This window comes from Hyphomonas sp. CACIAM 19H1 (assembly GCF_003325995.1).
Taxonomy (GTDB): Bacteria; Pseudomonadota; Alphaproteobacteria; order Caulobacterales; family Hyphomonadaceae; genus Hyphomonas; species Hyphomonas polymorpha.
Genome location: NZ_CP016437.1, coordinates 425,554 through 447,996, shown reverse-complemented (window position 1 = coordinate 447,996; position 22,443 = coordinate 425,554). Strand labels below are relative to the sequence as shown.

General features: G+C 61.9%; 16 protein-coding genes. 7 read left to right on the top strand and 9 right to left on the bottom strand.

Annotation, left to right across the window (positions count from 1 at the left end):
• Positions 1-125: 125 nt before the first annotated feature.
• On the bottom strand, positions 126-3,257 hold the full coding sequence (locus tag BBF93_RS02135; RefSeq protein ID WP_162786370.1) for a TonB-dependent receptor domain-containing protein: 3,132 nt from the start codon (positions 3,255-3,257) through the stop codon (positions 126-128).
• Positions 3,258-3,508: 251 nt separating this feature from the next.
• Here BBF93_RS02135 and BBF93_RS02130 point away from each other — a divergent pair, with 251 nt between their 5' ends.
• The gene (locus tag BBF93_RS02130; protein WP_162786369.1) at positions 3,509-4,090 is read left to right on the top strand and encodes a hypothetical protein; all 582 of its coding nucleotides are present in this window, start codon (positions 3,509-3,511) and stop codon (positions 4,088-4,090) included.
• A gap of 139 nt (positions 4,091-4,229) precedes the next feature.
• Positions 4,230-6,251 (top strand): S9 family peptidase, encoded by a 2,022-nt coding sequence (locus BBF93_RS02125; RefSeq protein WP_114104825.1) that lies wholly within the window; start codon positions 4,230-4,232, stop codon positions 6,249-6,251.
• Positions 6,252-6,357: 106 nt separating this feature from the next.
• On the opposite strand, the gene BBF93_RS02120 is transcribed toward BBF93_RS02125, so the two are convergent.
• From BBF93_RS02120 to BBF93_RS02090, 7 genes are all read right to left on the bottom strand, one after another.
• Positions 6,358-7,146 carry a hypothetical protein gene (locus tag BBF93_RS02120; RefSeq protein ID WP_035594147.1) on the bottom strand — a complete coding sequence of 263 codons (789 nt, stop codon included), beginning with the start codon at positions 7,144-7,146 and terminating at the stop codon, positions 6,358-6,360.
• An 85-nt stretch (positions 7,147-7,231) separates the two neighbouring features.
• The gene (locus BBF93_RS02115) at positions 7,232-10,348 is read right to left on the bottom strand and encodes a TonB-dependent receptor domain-containing protein (protein WP_114106969.1); all 3,117 of its coding nucleotides are present in this window, start codon (positions 10,346-10,348) and stop codon (positions 7,232-7,234) included.
• 261 nt (positions 10,349-10,609) lie between these two features.
• Entirely contained in the window at positions 10,610-12,007 is a 1,398-nt protein-coding gene (locus BBF93_RS02110; RefSeq protein ID WP_114104824.1) for a putative 2OG-Fe(II) oxygenase, read from the bottom strand.
• A 77-nt stretch (positions 12,008-12,084) separates the two neighbouring features.
• Entirely contained in the window at positions 12,085-13,704 is a 1,620-nt protein-coding gene (locus tag BBF93_RS02105; RefSeq protein WP_114104823.1) for a peptide ABC transporter substrate-binding protein, read from the bottom strand.
• Between the two features lie 185 nt (positions 13,705-13,889).
• Positions 13,890-14,786: an MBL fold metallo-hydrolase gene (locus BBF93_RS02100; RefSeq protein ID WP_114104822.1), complete on the bottom strand. Its 897-nt coding sequence runs from the start codon at positions 14,784-14,786 to the stop codon at positions 13,890-13,892.
• Positions 14,787-14,818: 32 nt separating this feature from the next.
• On the bottom strand, positions 14,819-15,757 hold the full coding sequence (locus BBF93_RS02095) for a hypothetical protein (protein ID WP_114104821.1): 939 nt from the start codon (positions 15,755-15,757) through the stop codon (positions 14,819-14,821).
• 113 nt (positions 15,758-15,870) lie between these two features.
• Positions 15,871-16,281: a TIGR01244 family sulfur transferase gene (locus BBF93_RS02090; RefSeq protein ID WP_035594137.1), complete on the bottom strand. Its 411-nt coding sequence runs from the start codon at positions 16,279-16,281 to the stop codon at positions 15,871-15,873.
• A gap of 140 nt (positions 16,282-16,421) precedes the next feature.
• Between BBF93_RS02090 and BBF93_RS02085 the strand changes: the two genes are divergently transcribed.
• The 3 genes from BBF93_RS02085 to BBF93_RS02075 are packed head-to-tail and all read left to right on the top strand — an operon-like array spanning position 16,422 to position 19,163.
• Positions 16,422-17,387 carry an ABC transporter permease gene (locus tag BBF93_RS02085; RefSeq protein ID WP_051612199.1) on the top strand — a complete coding sequence of 322 codons (966 nt, stop codon included), beginning with the start codon at positions 16,422-16,424 and terminating at the stop codon, positions 17,385-17,387.
• Positions 17,387-18,298: an ABC transporter permease gene (locus BBF93_RS02080; RefSeq protein ID WP_114104820.1), complete on the top strand. Its 912-nt coding sequence runs from the start codon at positions 17,387-17,389 to the stop codon at positions 18,296-18,298. Before BBF93_RS02085 ends, BBF93_RS02080 begins: the two co-directional genes overlap by 1 nt.
• A gap of 1 nt (position 18,299) precedes the next feature.
• Positions 18,300-19,163, top strand: a complete 864-nt coding sequence (locus tag BBF93_RS02075; protein WP_114104819.1) for an alpha/beta fold hydrolase — start codon at positions 18,300-18,302, stop codon at positions 19,161-19,163.
• Positions 19,164-19,245: 82 nt separating this feature from the next.
• Here BBF93_RS02075 and BBF93_RS02070 read toward each other — a convergent pair whose 3' ends face one another.
• Positions 19,246-20,034 (bottom strand): transglutaminase family protein, encoded by a 789-nt coding sequence (locus BBF93_RS02070; RefSeq protein ID WP_035594133.1) that lies wholly within the window; start codon positions 20,032-20,034, stop codon positions 19,246-19,248.
• A gap of 222 nt (positions 20,035-20,256) precedes the next feature.
• On the opposite strand from BBF93_RS02070, the gene BBF93_RS02065 reads away from it, so the two are divergent.
• Together BBF93_RS02065 and BBF93_RS02060 are read left to right on the top strand one after the other, a co-directional pair.
• Complete coding sequence (locus BBF93_RS02065) at positions 20,257-21,102, top strand: neutral zinc metallopeptidase (protein ID WP_114104818.1); 846 nt, start codon at positions 20,257-20,259, stop codon at positions 21,100-21,102.
• Between the two features lie 51 nt (positions 21,103-21,153).
• On the top strand, positions 21,154-22,443 hold the full coding sequence (locus BBF93_RS02060; RefSeq protein ID WP_114104817.1) for an O-acetylhomoserine aminocarboxypropyltransferase/cysteine synthase family protein: 1,290 nt from the start codon (positions 21,154-21,156) through the stop codon (positions 22,441-22,443).

The following is a 22,443-nucleotide window of genomic DNA, read 5'->3' as shown; positions in this document are numbered from 1 at the left end:
CCCCGCTCCTGTCAGCCCCCAAAGAGGCCGATACGGAAACCAGCAGAAAAAGAAAACGGCGGCCCCGAAGGACCGCCGTTCCTGTAGTCGAGAAAGAATGGCCGGATTGCGCCGGCCAGTCCCGATTAGAAGCGCAGGTTGACACCCACGAAGGCCGAGCGGCCAACCACGTCATACTGGGACGGGTCGGTGTTGGCCTGGACGTTCGGCGAGTACAGACGCGGCTCTTGGTCGAACAGGTTGTTCACACCAGCGCGGAGCGTGACGTAGTCGGTCAGATTGTACGAGCCGTTGAGGTCGAAGTACCAGGTTTCCGGGACGTTCGTGTTCGTCAGAACGCTACCACCCGTCACGCGGTTCGCGTGCGACATGTTCTGAATGTAACGCGTTGCGAGCGTCAGACGCAGATCGTCGTAGGTGTAGGTGGAGTTCAGGGTGAACTTCCATTCCGGAACAGCCGAACCCGTCAGAGAACCGATGGTGCCCACATACTCGTACATCGGATCGTTCGGGGTCACAGTGGTGCCCGACTTGTAGGACTCGATCCAGGTCGCAACCAGGTTCCAGTTCAGAGCGCCAAAGGTGTCGAGATCAACACCCCAACGGCCCGTGATGTCCACGCCCGAGGTTTCCAGAGCGAGGTCATTGGTGTTGATCTGCGAAAGGTTGATCACACCCCCGTTGCCAGGATCCCGCTCGAACAGCTGGCAGTAGGCGTTCGATGGATCGTATGTCGGGTTGGAGCCGTCCCGGTTAAAGCAGCGTTGAACGATGGTGTTCGCGGCGAATGCCCCGATCTGCTTGTCCAGTTCGATGGACCAGTAATCGACCGTCAGACCGAGGCTTTCCACGAAGGAATTGCCCGTGAACGGCGAGGAGAGGACGAAACCGATGGTATAGGAGTCGGATTCTTCCGGCGTCAGGTTGACGTTACCACCGGTAAGACCTGTTGCCTGGCCCGAGGGTTGGTTGTACGTCGCGCCTCCAGCCACGCCGGACTGGATCGCGCAAAGGGCCTGGACCTGTGCACCATTTGCACCGTTGCGGCCGTACTCGGGGTTTGTCACCGAGCCGGAGGTGGTGTTGCAAGGATCCTGGTTAGTGAAGGTCGGGAAGCCGTTGAGCACCGGAGCGAAGAGCTCGGTGATGGACGGCGAACGAATAGCCTTCTGATAACCACCGCGGAAGCGGAGGTAATCATTGACTTTCCAGTCACCGTTGATTTTCCAGGAGTCCGCAGTGCCCGAGCGGCTGTTGTCGGTTACGCGGTAACCAGCGGTCAGCGTCACTTCTTCAGCGAAGGGCATGTCTTTCACGACCGGGATCAGAGCCTCGGTGTAGAGGTCGTACCAGTCAAGATAGCCAAAGGTCGGGAGCTGCTGGTTGAAGCCGGCAACGATCCCCGGCTGAAGGCCGGAGTCGGGCTGGAAGTCATAGTCCAGCTCGCGGTACTGGATACCAAAAGCGGTCTGGATCGGACCAGCGGGAAGCTGGAACATCTCGCCCTGGATCGAGCCTTCGATGATCTTCTGTTCGATCTCGGTGAGGTTTTTCGCCGTCAGCGAGATGTAGTCGATGCACGCTTGGCTGATCGGAGCGTTGCCGATCAGGTTCAGGCCACCGGCGCAAAGCGAAGCGCCGCCATCGGCTGCGTTGAGCAGCGTCTGGACACGGTCACGGCGAACGTTACCCGTCTGGATTTCATTCAGCGTGGAGCGGCCCTGCGACATATACACGTCATAGGTCCAGGTCTCGGTGCCCATCAGCTTGCCGTCGAACCCGACAGTCATCTGCCAGACGTCATGCGTCGTGGAGCCGACCCGGCCGCCGAGCGAATTGAAGCGCTTGGAGAAAAGGAAGGGAGCATTGGCCGCATCGGTGTAAAGGATGTTTTCTACGACCGCTGCGCCGGGGATTGCGGCAGCGCCAGGAGCCATTGCAGGCGTGGTAGGGTTGCCCGGCAGGCGGTAGCAACCGCCGGCGGCAATATTTGCCGGAGTGTTCGCACAGGTAATGTTGCTGCCAGTGCGCGTTTGCATGAGCGTACGAAGCTCTGGGCTAACGAAGGGGTTCGTAAGGGGAATATAAAAACCTGTGGTCCCACCCGCTGGAGTCGGCGCAAGCTCCTGCTCGGCATTGTAGTTCGTGAACACGAAATTACCGTAAGCACGAACGTACTCGTTAATGTCGTAGTCCACCGAGGAATAGATGTTCCAGCGGTTGAGCGGCAGGATCAGATTGTTGTCCGGCTCAAAGTTGTAGGAGAAAGCATCCGGAGCAAACGCCGTTGCGATGGCCGATTCCGGGCCGGTGTAGCCAACGATATTGCGGTTCGGGTTACCGGCAACACCGGTACAGAAAATCGAACCATCGGGGTTGAAACCAAAGCCAGCGTCACCGCCATTGTTGGCGCAGACACCGGGTCCGAAAATGCTGGCAACGGCAGCAGCCGTCGGCTGGTTGGTTCCGGGGTTCCAGGAGCCATCCGGGAAGATCGAGGTGGTGCTGGACGCTTGAGCGGAGAAGTCGCGAGCGCCTTTGCCGAGCACTTCACGGGTGAAGTAGTTCATGGAGAGAACAGCGTTACCACGGCCGTCAGCAAAGTTGCTGCCCATGGTGATGCCCGAGCCCCACTCGACAGCGTCGCCGTTTTCCATCGCAGCGCGGTACTGGCCGTCGACTTCAACGCCTTCGAAGTTGTCGCGCATGATGAAGTTGGCGACACCTGCCACAGCGTCGGCGCCGTAGGTCGAAGCTGCACCACCGGTGATGATTTCAACGCGCTCAACGAGTGCCGAAGGGATCGTGTTGATGTCGACTGCGCCACCGGCGAAGGACGGCATGCCACGGCGGCCGTTGACGAGCACGAGGTTACGGCCCGAACCCAGACCGCGAAGGTCGAGAACGGCGCGGCCGTTGGAGCTCGGGTTGTTCGACTGGGACGACAGGTTCGGCGTGATCTGCGGCAGCGTGTTCAGGTACTGCTCGACCGTGGTGAGACCCGAGGTGACCAGCGCGTCCTGACCAACGGTGAGGATCGGGCTTTCAGCAACTTCGTCACGGCGCACCAGGCGCGAGCCGGTGACGGTGATGCGCTGCTGGCGTGCTTCGGCTTCGTCGCCCTGAGCAGCAGTGGTTTCAACAACAGGTTCATCTGCTTCTTGCGCAACAGCCACAAACGGGCTGGTGGCAGCAAACAGCGCACCGGCAAACAGCGATGTGGTGAACAGTCGCTTTTTCCAAGTAGGTTCGTTCAACTTACCCTCCAAAAATAATGTAGCGCGCATGCGCGCTATAGCGGCACTCAGCTTGAGTTTGAGTGTTGGGTCCGACTCCCCGGACCTTAACGGTGAGTAATGAAGTCAAGAATTTGACAGTCAACCACAGTGTCGCAAAACCTTCGACAAATTCCCCGAGTGTGACTATTTGGCTTCAGGTTTATGTGAATCTCCACCCGGAATTACGCGAAACGCGAACTCAATAGGTGCACCAGCCCCGGCTAGCGGGCATGATCGTGCCAGAATTATTGGATATGGAGCGAAATATCGTGGTCCTTAAATCAGCCTTCAGCGCCGCCGCTTGTCTGTCCGCCACGCTCTTGTGTGTCGCGGCGGCACAGACGGCCCCCTCCAACCCGATCGATCCCATCTATGCCTGTCAGACCATTCCGGCCGATGCCGAACGGCTGGCCTGCTTCGACCAGGCGGTCGCAACGCTCAAGGCACGGGAGACCGCCGGCGAAGTCCAAACTGTGGATGTAGCGGCCATCGAGTCCATCGAGAAGGAAGCCTTCGGCTTTTCCCTGCCCAGCCTCCCTTCCCTCTTCCGTAGTCAGGCAGGTGATACCGCTCCCCGGGAATCGGTCTCTGAAATCACCGTCCCGGTGAAATCGGCGCGGATCCAGGGGGTCACCGGCAAAGTTGTTGTCGTGCTCGAAAATGGTCAGACCTGGGAGCAGACCGATACGGTCAAGGCAAACGCCTTTGCCATCAAGAAGGCCAAGGAAGCCAGGATCCGCAAGGCATCAATGGGCAGCTACATGCTTAGCCTGGATGGGGCGGCATCCTTCCGCGCGAAACGTATCTCCTGAAGCGAATGGCGCTTGAGCGATCCTTAAGGATCAGCAATATCTTCCCTGGGGAAGTCAGAGTTAATGTCACAATCAACATCGCTCCTGCGGAAGCTTCTCGCTGGCGGTGATAGCTAAAGAATTACAGGAGTGTGATCACATGAAAGGTTTCCTGCCCGTGCGCGGGCTGGTTCTGGCGCTTGCGGCCAGTCTTGCCACCCCGGCCGCGCTGGCCAAGCCGATCCCCATCGAGGATCTGGCCAGACTGCCGGCAATGTCTTCCGTGTCGGTATCTTCGGACGGCAAAACCATGGTGGCCCTGGTCGGTCCGTCTACCGGCAATGATCAGGACCGCGCGGTTGTCGCCGCATGGGATCTGACCGATCTCTCCAAGCCGCCGGTGACCGTTGCCCCCGATGGGCGGGATTCAGAGTTCATCAGTGTTGCCGCCCTTAAGAACGGGAAAATCCAGACGGTTGTGCGCCAGCCCTTCACCGGACGCCTTCAGGGCTGCGCCGAGGGATCGGCCATCGGGTCGACCCGCACATGGTCGGTCAAGGTTCTTCTCACCGATACGAGTTTCAAGAGCTTCGAAGAGCCCTTCATCGATCTCGGCAGCACCCGGAACATCAGCAAGTCGACGGCGGACTGCGTGCGGATCACCGCACGCGGCAGCGTTGTTTCAACCCTGCCGCTGGATCCGGACAATGTTCTGATCAACCGGATTTCGGGCACTTCCTTTGCCCGGGAGATAGGGCTGCTGAACGTCAACACCGGCGCCTTCCGCAGCACCTATCGCGCCTCGGGCGATACGGGCGCAGACTATATTGATCCCCGCGATGGCGAAGTGATGAGCCAGGCTGGCACGGATGAGAAGCGCAACACCTTCGAACAGTATACCCAGCTGAAAACCACCAAGGGCGGCGCCTTCGAACAGCATGATGCGCTGACGGTGGACGCGGTAAACCGCCAGGTGCTCTCGGTCATCCACCGGGATGAAGCGACCGGGATCTACTATATCCTGACGAACAAATTCTCGGACAAGTCAGCCATCTACACCTATGATCCGGTAACCCGGAAACTCAGCGATGAGCCGGTCTTCCTCGCCACGGATTTTGACGCCACCGGCGTTGTAACGTCCACGGCCGCGCATGATTTCGGCAAGATACTCGGCTATCGCTATGCTGCAGACATTCAGCGCACGGAGTGGATTGACCCGGAGTTCGGCGGCATCGTCCTCGGGCTCGAACAGCAGCTTGGCGTGGAAAGCGTCAACATCCTGTACCGCAACGACGATTTCAGCCTGATCATCTTCAGCGCGTCTGGCTCACAGATGCCGGAACGCTATTTCCTGCTGCGCGACCGCAGCCAGCTGGAAGCATTGGGCGGGGAACGCCCCTGGATTGACACGGCAGATCTCTCCCGAACCGAACTCGTCTATTACAATGCGCGCGATGGGCGCAAACTCCCAGCCCTGCTGACGCCCCGCCAGGGCTGGAAGGAAGGCGATGCGCCCGGCAAGGCCATCATCCTGCCGCATGGCGGGCCCTGGGCACGGGATTTCGGCGGCTGGGACATGTCCGGCTGGGTGCCGTTCCTGACCTCACGCGGGTTCACTGTTCTGCAACCTCAATATCGCGGCAGCGTCGGCTGGGGGCTTGATCTCTGGCGCGCGGGCGATGGCGAGTTCGGCTACAAGGCGCAGGACGACAAGGATGACGGCGCCGCATGGCTCGTTTCCGAAGGCTATGCCGCGCCCGGCAAGATGGCGATGTTCGGATATTCTTATGGCGGCTACGCTGCCATGGCTGCCGCCACACGCAAGAACAGCCCCTATCAGTGCGCGATCGCAGGCGCTGGCTATGCCGAATCGGCCAAGATCAATGTCGGCATCGACCGGGGACGTTTCAGCCGCCTGGCCTTTGGGAAAGGCCTCTCTGGCCGGGATGTCATCAAGGACGTCGCCCAGGCGGAAATCCCGATCCTGGTCTATCATGGCGACCGGGACGTGCGCGTGCCGGATACATTTGGCAAAGCCTTCTACAACGCCATCCGCAAGCATACGAAAGCGAAGTATCTGAACGTGCCGGACATGCCCCACAGCCTGCCCTGGACGCCAGATCAGCAACGCCTGACGCTGACAGAAATCGAGAAGTTCCTGACCAACGATTGCGGGCTCTAGCCCCCTCGCGACCCCAGAGACAAACGGAAAAGGCGCGCCGGCCGGCGCGCCTTTTTTAGTTCGTTTAAGCCTGTGGGGCTGGTGACAGCCCCCCTTCCCCGCGCGGTCAGGCGTAGCCCAGCAGCGCGCGCATGCCCGGCATGGCCACATCCACGAGGCGCTTCTGGATATCCGGCAACTCTTCCGGAATGGTGCTATTGTCGACGCGCAAATTCTCACGCGCCGTTGCACTCTGCTCCCGGTCGCTGCCGATGCGGATACGCGCCCGCCAGTCCTCCGGCATGGCGATGCCGCAATCATCCAGCAAGGCGCGGAAAAACACTTCGGATTCCGGTGTGTCGATCGTCTTCACAGCGCGGACGATATCCTCATACCGGTAAAGCTTGGCGCCCGTTCCCATCCAGGCCGCTGCGTTGAACTGGAAGACGTCCACCATCGGCGGGGCTTTCCCGTGGATGCCGAAGATCATCATGTTCATCAGCGCTTCGGCTGAAACCCCCGGCCCTTTCAGATGGCTGAGATTGGCCTCGAAGTTCTCCGACACGAAGAAGCGCGCCCGCGCCAGAACCCAGGTATACGGGTCACGCACCAGCAGGATGTGCCGCGCGGCGCGGGTTGCGATGGCAGAATCATCCGTAAACAGAAGATGCCCCCAGCTCAGCATCGGCTTGGCCGGGTTCAGCGCCGCCCCGGCATGGTTCCGAAGATTGGGGATCTGAAGGAAGGTTGCGTGGTACTGCTGCTCCACCGGCACAAACATGCGCATGATATTGCGGATGAGGTGGGTTCCGGATTTGGGAACGGAGTTGAGGAAAACCGGATGCTGCAGGGGCTGCTGAGTGAACTCGGCATTCCGTTCGTTCAGATTGTCCATCTTCATGGTGATGCGCGGCATGGATAAAACCTTCCATTCACAGGGCCACATAAAAGAAAGCGGCGGGTGAGGCACCCGCCGCTTTCGGTTCTTTCCCGCGTGAAGTCTAGAACTTTTTGCTCATGTTCACGAAGAAGCGGCGACCCATCCAGTCATACTGCGAGTAGAACGCCGAGGTACCCACGGTGTTGTATTCGCCCAGACCCAGCGTGGTGACTGCCGGGGGATGCTCGTCGAAGATGTTGGCCACACCCACCCGCACGTTGATGTCGTAGGGCAGTTCCCGGCCGAGAGATGCATTGTGGTAGGTCGTCTGCTCGGTTTCCAGTTTGAAGACAACCGGCACACCGAAATAGGTGCCCGTATTGCCGCCATAGCTGGCAACGTTCGACGTCTTGCCGATGAAGTCCAGGCCATAGAAGGCCGACCACGGGCCGCGTTCGAATGCGAACGAAACTTCACCCACCCACTCCGGACGGCCGGCTTCGCCGGTGTAGTCCTGCGGAACGCTGGTCGGGAGCAGCTGGAACTCGCTCTCGAGCGTGAAGGTGTGCGAGGTGTCGATCGTCAGCGTACCGAAGCTGAAGTCACGGCTGTAGGTTGCGGCAACGTCGACACCATTCACCGACTGCTTGGCGATGTTGATGAAGTTGTCCGTAACCGTCTCGATCAGGTCATTCTGAGTATTCCGGGTGAACAGCTGGCAGAGCGGGTCCGTTCCGAAATTGTCAGAATTGTAGCATCCGGCAACAATGGTCGCAGGCCCGAGCTGGTCGATCTGACCATCAACCTTGATCTCGTAATAGTCGATCGACATCCGCAGATCTGCGAAGTTCGGTGCCCAGACGAGACCGATGTTGAAGGCGTCCGAGGTTTCGGCCTGCAGGTTGCCGGTGGCGTTACCCGAGGAAATGATCGTGGCCGAAGAACCCGAACCCGTGTGCGTCGGCAGAATACCATCTGCGGCGCAGTTGTCTGCCAGGCGCTGGGAGATGTCGCCGTTAGCCAGAGCCGAACCCCAGTTGATACAGGGGTCGATGTTACGCTGCTGGAGGAAGCTCGTCTGACCAGCGAGGAACAGTTCGAACAGGGCCGGTGCGCGGAACGACGTGCCATAGCTTGTGCGTGCCCGTACGGTCGGCGTGATCTGCCAGCCGAGGCCAGCCTTGTAGGTCGTGTCCGAACCATACACGTCCACATCCGTCAGACGCGCCGAGAGCGACAGGTCAACAGCTTCCGCAAGCGGAAGGTCCTTCACCACCGGGATCGAAACCTCACCGAAGACCGCGCGGGTCATCTTGCGGCCACGGGTGATGCCGGCGCTCGACGTGCCCCAGGCGTTGCCAATCCGGGTGTTTTCGCCCGGAATATCGTTGATACGCTCATGGATACGGCTGAAGCCGATACCACCGCGCACTTCGCCAGCCGGCAGCGTGAACAGCGGACCGTCGAGGAAGAGTTCGAGCTGCGACTGTTCGTAGATCGTCGTGCCGGTATCGACCCCGAAGAGGAAGTCCCGGTCGGCCTGGGAGATATTGCCCGCCAGGAATTCAGGGCTGTACCAATCCGGCGTGCGGCAGGCAACGCCGCGCACAGGGGTCACATCGCCCGGTCCGCAAGGCGTACCGATCCAGTAGCGATACGGCGCAATGGCATCATTGAAGATGATGTCATTCTGATATTCACCATCCGAACGCGAGAACTGGAAGAAGGCATCCCAGTTCCAGCCCGGAACCGCGAAATCACCTTTAGCCCCGACAACGGCGTTGATGTAATCGACGGTGATCTTGTCTCTGTTGTGGTCGGTAATTGCCGTGGGGCTGAACCCGACCACGTACACATCGTCCGTCGCATACTGGAAGCCGTGCGCTTCGCCAGGTGCCGTACCCGGAGCATACTCATCGAAGCTGTAATTATAGAGATAACCGAAATAGTTGTAGACGTAGTCATACTGCCAGAACTGGCGGTAGCCGTTCACTTTGGTTTCCCGGCGGTTGACCAGCACTTCGCCATACAGCGTCATCGAGTCGGTCAGTTCATAATCGCCGTTGGCATAGAACGTCATCCGCTCGACTTCCGGAACCATCGTCTGCCGATCCTGGAACGGATGGTCATAGTTCAGCAGAGCTTCGGACAGCAGTGCCGTCGGGGCGTAGAAGGGGTCCGGCGTGGCGCCCGGCAGGGTCAGTTCGCCAAGACCCATCGGATACCAGGGAGCATTCATGCCGAGACCGAAGGAGTTCGGCCCCCAGGGAGCAACTCCGTTGGCAGCCAGCGTGCCATCATAGTCATACTGCAGAAGCTGCGGACGGCCCTGCCACGGACGGCCAATGGCGCCGGGGCTGAGATAGTCATACATCCAGATATGGCCCCAGAGCAGGTCCTGACACTTGTAGGTGCCGGTGGTGGGATCGATCAGATCGGCGCGCGAGCCGTCCTGATTGTAGATGTAAGGCTGGCCACAGCTGAAATAGCTGCGATCGCCTTGTGCAAGCTCTTCACGCTTGAAGTAGTCGAGCGAGACCAGCAGGTTGCCGCGATCGGTCACCTTGCCGCTCCAGGTGCCGCTGGCACGCAGTTCTTCACCGCCGCCCTCTTCCGGGCCGCTGTAGAAGAAGTTCACTTCCGAGCCAGCGTCTTTCTTCGTGATGATGTTCACAACACCGGCAACGGCGTCAGAACCGTAGATCGAAGAGGCGCCGTCTTTCAGGATCTCGACGTTCTGAACAGCCGAGAGCGGAATGGCGTTAAGGTCGAATGCCGAAACGCCGCCGCGCGTACCGGCGGGGCCGGCCCGGCGGCCGTTGATCAGGGTCAGCGTGCGGTTGGCGCCCAGGCCGCGCAGCGACACGGTTTCCGTACCGATACCGCCGTTCTGGACGAATGCAGCAGAGGTTGCTGCGGTCACCTGCGGCGCGCCGGCGGCAACAGTTGCCGTCTGGAGCAGCTTACCTACGTCAGAGATGCCTTTGAGGCTGGCCGAGTCGGCCGTGATGATGTCGAGCGGGGCGATGCTCGTATAGGGATTGTTCAGGCGCGAACCGGTAACCCGGACAACATCCTGACGCGCTTCGTCTTCAACAGCCGGCGCCTGGGTGGTCGTTACCGGTGCATCTTCAGCCTCTTCGGCCGTTTGGGCCGCCGCCGTGAAGACGAGGCTGGAGCACAGCGCCGTGATGGCGGCCGTGCGGTAGAGAAAACTATTGTAATTGGTTCTGGCCATGTCCGCCATAACTCCCCGTTAAAACCAAAAATGATCCGCTGACGCGTAAAACGCGCTCACGGTAACGCCCTGAACGGCAACATTGCAGTTCTGTTACAAAACAATCAATCCGGAAATTTATGCTGTGGGGGCATCATCTTCCCCCTGTGTGCTTTTTGGGCACCACGGTTTGGCGCAAGATTTACGGCGTTTTCGCCATTTCAGCGCAATAATTCGCAAATAGTCGCGGGCATGCCACCAAAATTCCTGTTCAGGCAGCGTTCAGATTGGCGCCAGATCAAACGCGATCGTCAGGCGCGGCTGCGTGCCTGTAAAAGCCTCGGTGCCATGCCACATGTAGGATGGGAAAAGCGCCACCACGCCCGGCTCCGGCCGCACCCAATGTTCAGCTTCCGGCCCGCCGGCAACGGGAATGCCGGGCCGGCCAAACCGCAGCCAGCCTTCCTTACCGCCCGCACTCACCGACGGGGGTAACTCTATATAGCAGGCCGAAGACAGCCACCCTTCCTGATGCACATGGTCGACATGATATCCGCCCGGCCGCAGCCAGACCGACCAATTGCCAATCATCCCCACGCGGCCGGTATTCCGGCGGGTCAGAACATCGCTCCCCTGCCCTATCCGCTGCAGATGCCGGCTCAGCGGCCCCTGCAGCGCCTCAAGAAAGGCGGCAATCGCCGGGGTCTGCAACATCAGGACATGCGGGCGCTGGCTGCCATACCTCACAGAATGCCCGAACGGGTGGGTCCGGAAGGGGTGAGCCTGTTTCAGCTCCGCGGCGAGGTCCAGGACATACGCGTCCAGGTCTGCCCAACCTTTGGGCACATCAAGACGGTCGACAGATACGAATCGTCCATAATCGTAGAGGTCGCGGTAGCGGCTATCGCCCAGCATCCGCCAGGCAGTCGCCTGCAAGGCAAGCGCGTGCTGATTGCCGGGCTGCCGGCGGATCAGGTCCGCCGCCGCCGCTGAGGCGCCCGCCCCATCTCCCGCCGCAAGCCGCGCCCGGATCAAGGCTTCCAGAGCGCCAGGGTGGCCCGCCGCCTTGGCAAAAGCGCGCTCCGCCAGCCCGACCGCCAAGTCCGGGCGCCCGAGACGTGCCTCGATGTCCGCTGCAAGCGCCAATATCTCGGAAGGGCAGTCTGCGTGCTGAAGCGCCGGCTCCAGCGCTGCGCGGGCGCCGGCGGGTTCTTCCATGAACTCCAGAGCCTGCGCCTCGAGAAACCGCAGCATCACCGGCGCGCCAGGCCGGGCCGCAGCCGCGCGGATATCCGCCAGGGCCGCCTCCCGGTCACCGGTCGACATCCACACCAGCTGCGCCATCTCGAATTGCGCCGGCAGTATGTCCGGCCGCCGCCGGATTACCTCGGCATAGCTTTTACGGGAAGGCTCCAGCTTTCCCTGTCCAAGCTGCGCCCGTGCCAGCACCAACCAGGTCTCCGGCGCGTCGAGCCCCGTCTTCAGGGCGGAAGCGGCTATCGTCTCCGCCTCGGCATGGGCGGCCACATCACCGAGCGCGCCGGCCAGATTGTGCAGCGCCACCCCGTTGCCCGGATAGAGCGAAACGGCGCGGCGATAGGCGTTGATCGCCTCATCTATCCGCCCCGCCGCTTTCAGGCGCTGGGCTTCCTGGGTCAGGTTCGCAAGAGTTGGTTGCATGGACGGTCACGTCACTCACCGGAAAGGCCCGGCTTGAAGCGGAAGAGCGAGGGGGCCGCAAGGCCCCCTCCCCGGCATCAGTCAGCTTTCAGTCCGTCGCGGCAGAGGAAGCGCGAGCGGTGGATGTCTTTGGCGTTGTCTTCCCAGCCGGTCAGGGCGGGGTCGACCAGGTTTTGCGTCACCTGCACCCACATCGGCGTGATCGGATACTCCTCCAGCATCAGTGCCTCGGCCTTGGCGAAGATTTCGGCGCGCTTCTGCAGGTCCAGCTCCATGTTCGACTGGTTCAGCAGCGCGTCATACTCAGCATTGGCATAGCGGCCATAGTTCTGCTGGCCGGTGGTCGATTGCAGCAGGTAGAGGAAGTTGATCGGATCATCGAAGTCCGCCAGCCAGGCACCATCCGACACCTGGAAGTCGTTCTGGCGCAGGCGGGCATAGAGCACCTTGGTATCCTGGCGCACGATGGTGGGCTGTACCCAGTCGCCAATCTCCGCCCAGTTCTGCTGGGCTACCGGGGCGACTTTCGGATTGTCACCGGTCGAGCGGTGAGTGAATTCAAAGCGCAGCGGGTTGGACGGGCCGAAACCAGCTTCCTGCAGCAGGCGGCGCGCTTCTTCCAGACGCTCGGCGCGCGGCATGCTCTCCCAGGAAACATGCGGACGCGGCACATCATAATTGCTCATTTCTGGCGGCACGAAGGAATAGGCCGCCTGGAAGCCGGGCGTCATCACATTGCGCACCATGAACTCACGGTCGAGCGCCATGGAGAGCGCCTTGCGCACGCGCACATCGTTGAAGGGGGCGCGCTGCTGGTTATAGCTCCAATAGGTGGTCAGCAGGCCCGGCCCGGTGCGCACCCAGCCTGGAAACTTCGCCTCGATCTCGCTCTGGCGCGGGCCGGAGAAGGCATTGTTGATGTCGAGTTCACCGGCCGAGATCTTGTTCTCATAGGCCGCCTCATTCTCGATCTCGAAATACACCACGCGGTCAAAGCAGGCCTCAGCCGCGCCAAAGCCGGTGGGGTTCTTCTCTGCCACCAGCTGGTCGCCCGTACGCCAGTAAACCAGCTTGTAGGGGCCGTTCACCACGATGTTCTGCGGCTGGATCCAGGCATCGCCATAGGTCTCCACCGCCTGACGCGGCACCGGGAAGGTCGTGTAATGAGAGAGCAGGCCCGGCAGATAGGGCGCGGGATATTCGAGGGTGATCTCGAAGGTCTTCTCGTCGATCGCCCGCACGCCCATTTCCTCGGGCGGCAGGTCGCCATTGTTCACCTTCTCGGCATTCTTCACCAGCCACAGCATCGAGGCATATTGGGAAGCAACCGTCGGGTCCTGGATGCGGCGGAAGGCAAACACAAAGTCCTCTGCCGTCACCGGCGTGCCGTCCGACCAGGTGTAGTCGCCGAGCTTGAAGGTCCAGACGGTGCCCGTGTCATCGACCTCCCAGCTCTCCGCCATACCCGGAACCGGCTTGCCGTCAGCGTCATCCGTCGTCAGGCCGATCATCATGTCGCCGATGATGATGTTCTCCCAGGCGGCGGAGGATTTGTGCGGGTCCAGCGTGTCGACCTTGGCCGAAATGCCCCGGCGCAGCGTCGGCACATCGCTGCCCGATCCGCCACCACCACAGGCGGCCAGCGCCGCCACCATGATCGCACTGGCCGCGCCAGCCAGCAGGGATTTCATTTTCATCGGCACCTCCTCAAACACCTGATCATCGACAATCTGTCGAACTTGTCAGGTTTGGTGCCAGACCCGGGCGAAAATGCAAAGTCCTACCGGCAGAGAACACGCAGCCTTGATTTGCGCTGCGCAGCTTTCCCGCATCAGCACTATTCATGCCCTGCAGGACGGGCAGGCGCGCAAATTACTGCTTTTCAGACAAGCTCGAAGCGGGACCGCGTGGTCGGCGCGCTGTCGGGCGTGGTAACGGCGCCGCGGCGCACCAGGTCAATCATATGGCCCAGCACGCTCAGCGCGGCGGCCGGATGCAGGCGTTTGTCCACCTCGGCATAGAGCACCGAGACAATATCCGGAATGCTGGTCTGCCCGGCCTTCATCTGGCCGAGGATCGCGGCTTCCCGCGCCCGGCGGTGGGCGGCATATTCGCCGATGAACGTGTCCACGAACGCCTTGCCGCGAACGCCTTCGCCATGGGTCGGCCATAGCGTTTCAAAGCCCCGTGTGCGGATCTTTTCCAGGCTCTCCATATAGGCGCCCATATCCCCATCGGGCGGGGAGACCACCGTGGTCGACCAGCCCATGATATGGTCGCCGGTGAAGCAGGCGTTCTCTTCGCGCAGGGCAAAGCAGATATGGTTGGCCGTGTGGCCGGGTGTCTCGATTGTCTCCAGCGTCCAGCCGGGACCGGAAATCACATCGCCATCCGCCAGTTCCACATCAGGCACGAAGGCGGCCCCGCCCTCCCCGCCTTCATCGGCGGCAGTTTCGATGCCGCGGTGTTTTGCGTAGGTCTTGCAGCTGGCCCATTGCGCCAGCGGGCGCGCAAGCGGGGCATGGTCGGAATGGCCATGTGTGACGAGCACATGTGTAACCGTCTCGCCTTCAAGGGCGGCTTTCAGCGCTTCGAAATGCTCGGCAAGATCCGGCCCCGGATCAATCACCGCCACTTGGCCTTGACCGACGATGAACACGCCCGTGCCGGTATAGGTGAAGGGGCCGGGATTGTTCGCAATCACGCGGCGCACCAGCGGAGACACCTGATCCACACGTCCGTATTCGAACTTGATTTCACGGACGAAAGGAATGGGCATGTCGGCCTCCGGCAGAATGGTCTGGGGTCGGATCAGCGCTTCTTGGAGGCAAACTTCTCGGCAAAGGCGCGGGCCATGCGGCGGGTGGCGCGCAACTTGGCGCCCAGCTTCAGCGCCACGGGCGGGCCCATATCGGTTTTGTTCGCGTCCACGATGAAGATCTTGCCGCTCGCCCGGTCGCGCAGAACATCCACCCCGCCCCAATCGAGACCGATCTCGGCGGCAAACGCCTCGATCACCTTGATTTCTTCCTGCGTGTAGCAGTTGCGCGGCTCATCCAGCAGCACCTGCACGTTCTCGTTGAGGAAGCGGCGCTCCAGCGGGCGGCGCTTGCGGAACACGATCACCGGGCTGCCGCCCACAAGGCAACAGCGCAGGTCTTCCACCAGCCCGCCGGGAATCTCGTTGTCGATCAGACGCTGATACGTCTTGCCGTCCACCGGCGCGTCCAGCGGCCCTTCCAGAATGCGGCCATCATGGGCGGCGTTCATCTCGGACTTCTCGACCATCCGCCCGGCAAAAGTCGTCGGGTCCACGGCCAGCGACTCGCCGCTGGCCTTCTCGAACGCGGCCGATACGCGGGACTTGGAAATGTCGGTGCAGCCGAAGTTCAGCACATGCGCGCCCGGTTTCACCGCGGGCACGTCATTGGCCGTCTCGGTGGAATCGTCAAACTGCATCACAATGTCGGCAGTAGAGATGTCGTCCACCAGCTTGGCGCCGGACACATGCATCACCGACCAGATGAAATACCAGGGGCGCGGCTTGTCGGGATAGAACGCCATGGTTGGGCGTTTATGGCCGGTAAGGAGGCGCCAGGTGCGCCAGTTCTGGACGAAGAAATAGAAGCAGAACCAGGTAAAGATGCTGTGCGCCAGCGCCAGGTCAGGAACAATGCGGTGCCCCGTCTTCTTGACGAGTATGGCGCCCTCTTCGAGCTTGAAATCATCGGTCCAGAGGCGACCTGACATACGCTCTACTCCTGACACGCCTCTCAGGCGGATTCTCAACGGTGAGAGCCCTTGCACGGCTCACGTCCGGCATCAACACCCGGTTTGCGGCACAAGTGTGATCCTGCCTGCAATTACAGCAGTTCCCGCAGGCTGGAGAGATCATAGCCCGCCCCGGCGGCGGCCTCAATGATATCCTCCCCCGCGCCCTGCCCGGAATGGACTAGGGCCCAGGCCGTGACGCAGCGGGTGCCCGTCCGGCAATAGGCCAGCACCGGCTGAGGCGCTTCGTTGAGGATCTGCGCCATCCGCTCCACGATTTCAGGCGTCGGCGCACCGGAAAACGGCAGGGCGGCGAATGTCAGCCCCAGAGATTCGGCTTTGACGCGAATTGGGCCCATGCGCGGCTGGTCTACGCCGCCTTCCCCATCGGGGCGATTGGCGATGATCGTCTTGAAGCCGGCAGCGGCAATTTCTTCCACGTCCGCCTCGGAAATCTGCGGCGCAACGGCAAAGTCGGGAGTGACCCGGCGGATGTCAGCCATACTCTAAATTCTCCTGCTCCTGCAGCCATCGCTTGATCGGTCTGCCCGACAAGCTAAGGAGTGTTGGGGGCCCTGCCAAGCTGGCTGATGGCCTGAGCCTTATCAACCCACTGTGACAAGAGGCTTTTTTACTTGTGACGATGCTTCAGCGCGCCTTTGGACGTATCCCGTGGGGCTATACGCTCCGGCGCCTGCTGATCGCAATCCCTACGATGCTTGCGATCATCACGGTGGCTTTCCTCATGATGCGGGCCGCACCGGGCGGCCCCTTCGACGGGGAGCGCAAGCTGCCCCCGGCCACCGAGGCCGCCATCGCCGCAAAATTCGGCCTCGATAAGCCGCTTCACGAGCAATATTTCAGCTATGTCGGCGGCGTGCTTCAGGGCGATTTCGGCCCCTCTTACAAAACCCTCGGCAAGAGCGTGAACGATCTCATCTCCGATGGCCTGCCCATCTCGATGACCATCGGCGCCCTCACCATGGTCTTCGCCCTGATCGTTGGCACCACGCTGGGCATCTTCGCGGGCCTCCGGCAGAACACGGCGGCCGATTACGGCGTCATGGGCTTTGCCATGTTCGGCATTTCCGTGCCCACCTTCGTCACCGGCCCGATCCTGATCCTGCTTCTTTCCCTCGGCGCGGGCATCTTCGCCGTCGGGGGCCTCGGCACCTGGCCAAACATCGGCATGAGCTGGCATAACATGACCCTGCCGGTACTGACCCTCGCCCTCCCCCAGATCGCCATCATCTCGCGCCTGATGCGCGCCTCGATGATCGAGACGATGCGCGCCAACCATATCCGCACCGCCCGCGCCAAGGGTCTCGCCGAGCGCGACGTGATCGTGCGCCATGCCCTGCCCTCCGCGCTGCTGCCGCTCGTCTCCTATGCCGGCCCGGCGATGGCCGGTGTCATGACCGGCTCGGTGGTGATCGAGAAGATCTTCAGCCTGCCCGGCCTCGGCAGCTATTTCGTCGATGGCGCCCTCAATCGCGACTATACGCTCGTGATGGGCGCGATCATCGTCTACGCCGCCCTGATCATCGTGCTCAACCTCGTCGCAGACATCCTCTACGCGATGCTCGATCCGAAAGTGAAATACGACTGATGGCGCATATCGATCCGATCCTTGACCCGACCGGCCGCGTCGAGGCCGTCAAGACCGCCATCGCAGGGGGCCGCTCCCTCTGGGATGACGCCCGCGCCCGCCTCCTGCGCAACCGCGCCGCTGTCGTTTCGATGTGGATTCTCGGTTTCCTGGTCCTCGTCGCCATCTTCGGCCCGATGGTCTGGATCCACGACTACCGCACGATTTCAGACCTCCGCACCATCAACCCCACCTTCGAGAACTGGCACATCTTCGGCACAGACCTTCAGGGCCGCGATCTCTTCGCGCGCACCATGATCGGCCTGCGCATCTCGCTGCTCGTCGGTGTCGTCGCCACCGCCGTCTCCCTCGTCATTGGCGTCACCTGGGGTGCCACGGCAGGCTATCTGGGCGGGCGCATCGACAATCTGATGATGCGCTTCGTCGATGTGCTCTACGCCCTGCCCTTCATCTTCTTTGTCATCCTCCTGCTCACCGTGTTCGAGCGCAACATCGTGCTGATCTTTGCCGCCATCGGCGCCATCGAATGGCTGACGATGAGCCGCATCGTCCGGGGGCAGACGCTCGCCATCAAGGGCAAGGAGTTCATCGAGGCGGCCCGCGCCGCCGGCGTTTCCCGGCGCGGCATCATCTTCCGCCACATCCTGCCCAACGTCATCGGCCCGGTGGCTGTCTATGTCACGCTCACCATCCCCGTGGTCATCCTGGCAGAGAGCTTCCTCTCCTTCCTCGGCCTCGGCGTGAACGAGCCGCTGACCTCCCTTGGCGTGCTGATTTCCGACGGCGCGCGGATGATGGAAGACAAGCCCTGGATGTTGCTCATCCCGGCGGGCGTCATGTCGGTTGCCCTCCTCTGCCTCAACTTCATCGGCGACGGCCTGCGCGACGCGCTCGACCCGAAAGAACGTTGACATGCCCGGCATGCTCAAGGCCGCAGCGCTCAGTCTGGCATTGACGGCCACGCTGATTGCGCCAGCGTATGCGTCGCCACAAACAGAGGCCGAAATGTCCATGCCCCAACCCGCCGTCCACACTTTCACCTCGTTCGACGGCACGGTCATCAGCTACCAGACGCTCGGCGAAGGCCCGCCCGTTCTCCTCCTCCACGGCTTCAGCGGCAATGCCGAGGTGAACTGGTTCGGCCCCGGCATCGCCCAGAAGATCGCCGCCGCAGGATACATGGTGATTGCGCCGGACCTGCGCGGCCATGGCGCCTCGCCGGTGGCAGATCCAGACGCCCCCTGGCCGCGCGATGCCATCGCCCGCGACCAGATCGCACTGGCGAAACACCTGGGGCAAAAGCCCTATGGCGTGGTGGGCTATTCGATGGGCGCGCTCAGCGCCCTGCGCTATCATCTCCTCTCGCGTGATGGGGAACGCCTCATCCTCGGCGGCATCGGAGACGCGGCGGCCGATGAGGCCAACACCGATCGCAACACCGCCTTCCGCGCCGCGCTCGATGCGGCCATCGCCGGCGAGGACACGCCCGCCGCCAAAGCGATGAAGGCCCGCGCCAAGGCCACCGGCGGTACCCTCGAAGGCTTCCGCGCCGCCCTTGCCGCCCGCCTCTATACCGGCCGCGACCTGCTCGAAACCTTCGCCCTCCCCACCCTCGTCCTCACCGGCGACCAGGACCTCGACAACGGCTCCGGCCCGAAGCTCGCAGAGATCATTCCGGGAGCAGACTATGTGCAACTCAGCGGCACTCACCTCTCCGCCGTCGCCGACCCCGCTTTCTCCGAAGCAATCATCGCTTTCCTGAACGCCGGGCGCTGAGTCCCTCACCTCCCACGCCCATTCGTGAGCCACAAGAACTGCTCCGAGCCCGGATGGACCCGCCAGTCCGGCCAAAGGCGCATCAGCCCTCGCCTGGTACTAGCTCGACGGCCACCCGCTGGTCGCGCAGCTCAGCTGCGCCAAAGATTGTCATGAAGCTGATATCGGTCGCGTCCCGGCCGATGGCAATGCGCACCAGTACCTCCTCGCGTGAGAGCCGCGTCGGGTCGATCAGGTGCCAGCCATGACCTAGCCACACCTCCACCACCGCATGAAAATCAGGCGGCTTGATTGCGGGCGCGTAGGCCGACACCATCCGCGCGGGCACGCCCATCGCCCTGCAAAGGCTGATGAGAGTATGCGCAAAATCCCGGCAAACCCCACGCCGCATCAGAAAGCTATCAGTCGCCGTTGTCGCCGCATTACTGGCGCCGGGGGCATATTCGAAATTGTCATAAATCCAGGCCGCCATGCCCAGCACAAGGTCACCCCCCTCCAGGCCGCTGAAAGTCGTCTCGGCAAACGGGGCCAGCTTGTCGGATTCGCAATACCGGCTCGGCAGCAGGTAGCTGATCACATCATAGGGCAACTCCGGCCGGGGTGGCACCAGCAGCCCGGCGAGATTGACCGGCCCGCGCGACACCTCCACCAGCCCTTCATAGGCAATGGTCACATCCCCCGACGCGGCCATCCATTGCCGGCGGCCAAGGTCCTCCGGTCCCTCCGCCCGCGTCAGCGCGAACGGCGGCGTGACGATCAACCGGTCAGATACAATCTGCTGATCCCCGGCCCGGATGGCCTCGAGCGAGAGCAGCACATCGGCAGGCTGGGCAAAGTGATAGGCAAGCGAAGCGTCTATCTTCACGCGCATGGAAAGCGTCCTGAAATGCTGAAACGGGATGAGCGCCGATCCGGCAGCGCTCAGTTCATCAAGCGCGCAACCCTCGATTTCGTTGCAACGGGCTGAACCAAAGCGGAAAGAAATACGCCGCGCTGAAGCCTGGCCGCTGTACCGGCGCTAGCGTGAAGCCCCCCCTGGCTATAGGGTATGCGGCAACAGGCCGAGGGCTAGTCCCGCGAGGAGACATCAACGATGAAATGGCAAGGCGGACGCAGGGGCGGCAATATTGAAGACCGGCGCGGCATGAGCCCCGGCGCCGCCGTTGGCGGCGGTGGCATCGGCATCATCATCCTCGCGCTGATCGGCTATTTCGTCTTCGGGATGGAGCCCCAGCAGATCGCCGAAATGGCCAGCCCGCAGCAGGGCACCGCCACGCAGCAGGCCGGCGTCGAAGGCACGCCAGCCGATGAAGCCGGCCAGTTCGTCGATGTCATCGGCGCCAATATCAACGATGTCTGGCAGGGCTCGCTGCAAGGCTACACCCCGCCCCGCGTCGTCCTCTATGAGCAGGGCACGAGTACCGGCTGCGGCTTCGGCCAGTCCGCCATGGGTCCCTTCTACTGCCCCGCCGATCAGACGGTCTATCTAGACCTCTCTTTCTGGCAGGATATGGAAACCCAGCTCGGCGCGTCCGGCGCAGAGTTTGCCCGCGCCTATGTCATCGCGCATGAATTCGGCCACCATGTTCAGACGCTCACCGGCGCCTCCCAACAGGTGCGCCAGGCCCAGCAGCAGGCGCGCAGCCAGGAAGAGGCCAACCAGTATTCCATCGCCCTGGAACTTCAGGCCGATTGCTATGCCGGCTTCTGGGCCGCCAATGCCGCCCGCGCCTCCGGCGGCGCCGTCGCGCTCGAACCCGGCGACCTGGAAGAAGGCCTCAAAACCGCCAACGCCATCGGCGACGACATGATCCAGAAACGCATGCAGGGCCGCGTTACGCCGGAAAACTTCACCCATGGCACCGCCGAACAACGCATGACCTGGCTGCGCCGGGGCTATGACAGCGGCGATCCGAACACCTGCAACACCTTCAACTGATCCTCTCACGGATCAGACAAAACCACGAGAAACCATCAAGGGAGTACGCCGATGACTGACGGCACCTATAAAGACTTTGCCACCGCCCAGATCCATGCCGGCACAGCGCCAGACCCCGCCACCGGCGCGCGTCAGGTACCGATCTATCAGACCACGGCCTATGTCTTCCGCGACGCCGATCATGCCGCTGCCCTCTTCGGCCTGCAGGAAGTCGGCTACATCTATTCCCGCCTCACCAACCCCACCATCGGCGCCTTGCAGAGCCGCCTGGCAGCGCTGGAAGGCGGCGCGGGCGCGGTCTGCTGCTCGTCAGGCCATGCCGCCCAGATCATGGCTCTCTTTCCGCTGATGGGGCCGGGCAAGAATATCGTCGCCTCCTCCCGCCTCTATGGCGGCACGATCACCCAGTTCACCCAAACCTTCAAACGCTTCGGCTGGTCAGCAAAACTCATCGACACGGAAAATCTCGATGCCGTCAAAGGCGCGATTGACGAAAACACCCGCGCCATCTTCTGCGAAACCATCGCCAATCCCGGCGGCTATATCAGCGACCTCGACGCGCTGGCGAAAATCGCAGACGACGCCGGCATTCCGCTGATCGTCGACAACACCACCGCCACGCCCTACCTCTGCCGCCCCATCGAACACGGCGCCACACTCGTCGTTCACTCTCTGACGAAATACATGACCGGCAATGGCACGGTCACCGGCGGGGCGATCATCGACTCGGGCAAGTTCAACTGGTCAGCGTCGGACAAGTTCCCCTCACTCTCGGCGCCTGAGCCGGCCTATCACGGCCTGAAATTCCACGAGACCTTCGGCCCGGCCGCCTTCACCTTCCATGGCATCGCCATCGGCCTGCGCGATCTTGGCATGACCATGAACCCGCAGGGCGCCCACTATACTCTGATGGGCATCGAAACCCTCTCGCTGCGGATGGAAAAGCATATCGCCAATGCCCAGAAGGTCGCCGAATGGCTGGAAAAGCACCCCGCCGTTGCCAGCGTCACCTATCCGGGCCTTGCCTCCTCGCCTTATCGCGAGCGCGCCAAACGCATCACCCCCAAAGGCCCCGGCGCCCTCTTCACGGTTCAGCTGAAAGGCGGCTACGAAGCCTGCACGAAGTTTGTCGCGGCGCTGAAACTCTTCAGCCATGTGGCAAACCTTGGCGACGCGCGCAGCCTCGTCATCCACTCGGCCTCTACCACGCATCGTCAGCTGACGGATGAACAGAAAGTCGCCGCCGGCGCCGCCCCGGATGTGGTTCGGCTATCCATCGGCATCGAAGGCACCGAAGACCTGATCGCAGACCTTGACCAGGCCCTGAACGCAGCGGGCTGA

What these genes read in the sequence shown, in the direction of transcription:
- BBF93_RS02070 (WP_035594133.1), bottom strand. Translation starts at nt 20,034, where the DNA reads ATGCGCGTGAAGATAGACGCTTCGCTTGCCTATCACTTTGCCCAGCCT.
- BBF93_RS02125 (WP_114104825.1), top strand. Translation starts at nt 4,230, where the DNA reads ATGAAAGGTTTCCTGCCCGTGCGCGGGCTGGTTCTGGCGCTTGCGGCC.
- BBF93_RS02080 (WP_114104820.1), top strand. Translation starts at nt 17,387, where the DNA reads ATGGCGCATATCGATCCGATCCTTGACCCGACCGGCCGCGTCGAGGCC.
- BBF93_RS02075 (WP_114104819.1), top strand. Translation starts at nt 18,300, where the DNA reads ATGCCCGGCATGCTCAAGGCCGCAGCGCTCAGTCTGGCATTGACGGCC.
- BBF93_RS02100 (WP_114104822.1), bottom strand. Translation starts at nt 14,786, where the DNA reads ATGCCCATTCCTTTCGTCCGTGAAATCAAGTTCGAATACGGACGTGTG.
- BBF93_RS02090 (WP_035594137.1), bottom strand. Translation starts at nt 16,281, where the DNA reads ATGGCTGACATCCGCCGGGTCACTCCCGACTTTGCCGTTGCGCCGCAG.
- BBF93_RS02060 (WP_114104817.1), top strand. Translation starts at nt 21,154, where the DNA reads ATGACTGACGGCACCTATAAAGACTTTGCCACCGCCCAGATCCATGCC.
- BBF93_RS02095 (WP_114104821.1), bottom strand. Translation starts at nt 15,757, where the DNA reads ATGTCAGGTCGCCTCTGGACCGATGATTTCAAGCTCGAAGAGGGCGCC.
- BBF93_RS02110 (WP_114104824.1), bottom strand. Translation starts at nt 12,007, where the DNA reads ATGCAACCAACTCTTGCGAACCTGACCCAGGAAGCCCAGCGCCTGAAA.
- BBF93_RS02085 (WP_051612199.1), top strand. Translation starts at nt 16,422, where the DNA reads ATGCTTCAGCGCGCCTTTGGACGTATCCCGTGGGGCTATACGCTCCGG.
- BBF93_RS02120 (WP_035594147.1), bottom strand. Translation starts at nt 7,146, where the DNA reads ATGCCGCGCATCACCATGAAGATGGACAATCTGAACGAACGGAATGCC.
- BBF93_RS02130 (WP_162786369.1), top strand. Translation starts at nt 3,509, where the DNA reads ATGATCGTGCCAGAATTATTGGATATGGAGCGAAATATCGTGGTCCTT.
- BBF93_RS02115 (WP_114106969.1), bottom strand. Translation starts at nt 10,348, where the DNA reads ATGGCCAGAACCAATTACAATAGTTTTCTCTACCGCACGGCCGCCATC.
- BBF93_RS02105 (WP_114104823.1), bottom strand. Translation starts at nt 13,704, where the DNA reads ATGAAAATGAAATCCCTGCTGGCTGGCGCGGCCAGTGCGATCATGGTG.
- BBF93_RS02065 (WP_114104818.1), top strand. Translation starts at nt 20,257, where the DNA reads ATGAAATGGCAAGGCGGACGCAGGGGCGGCAATATTGAAGACCGGCGC.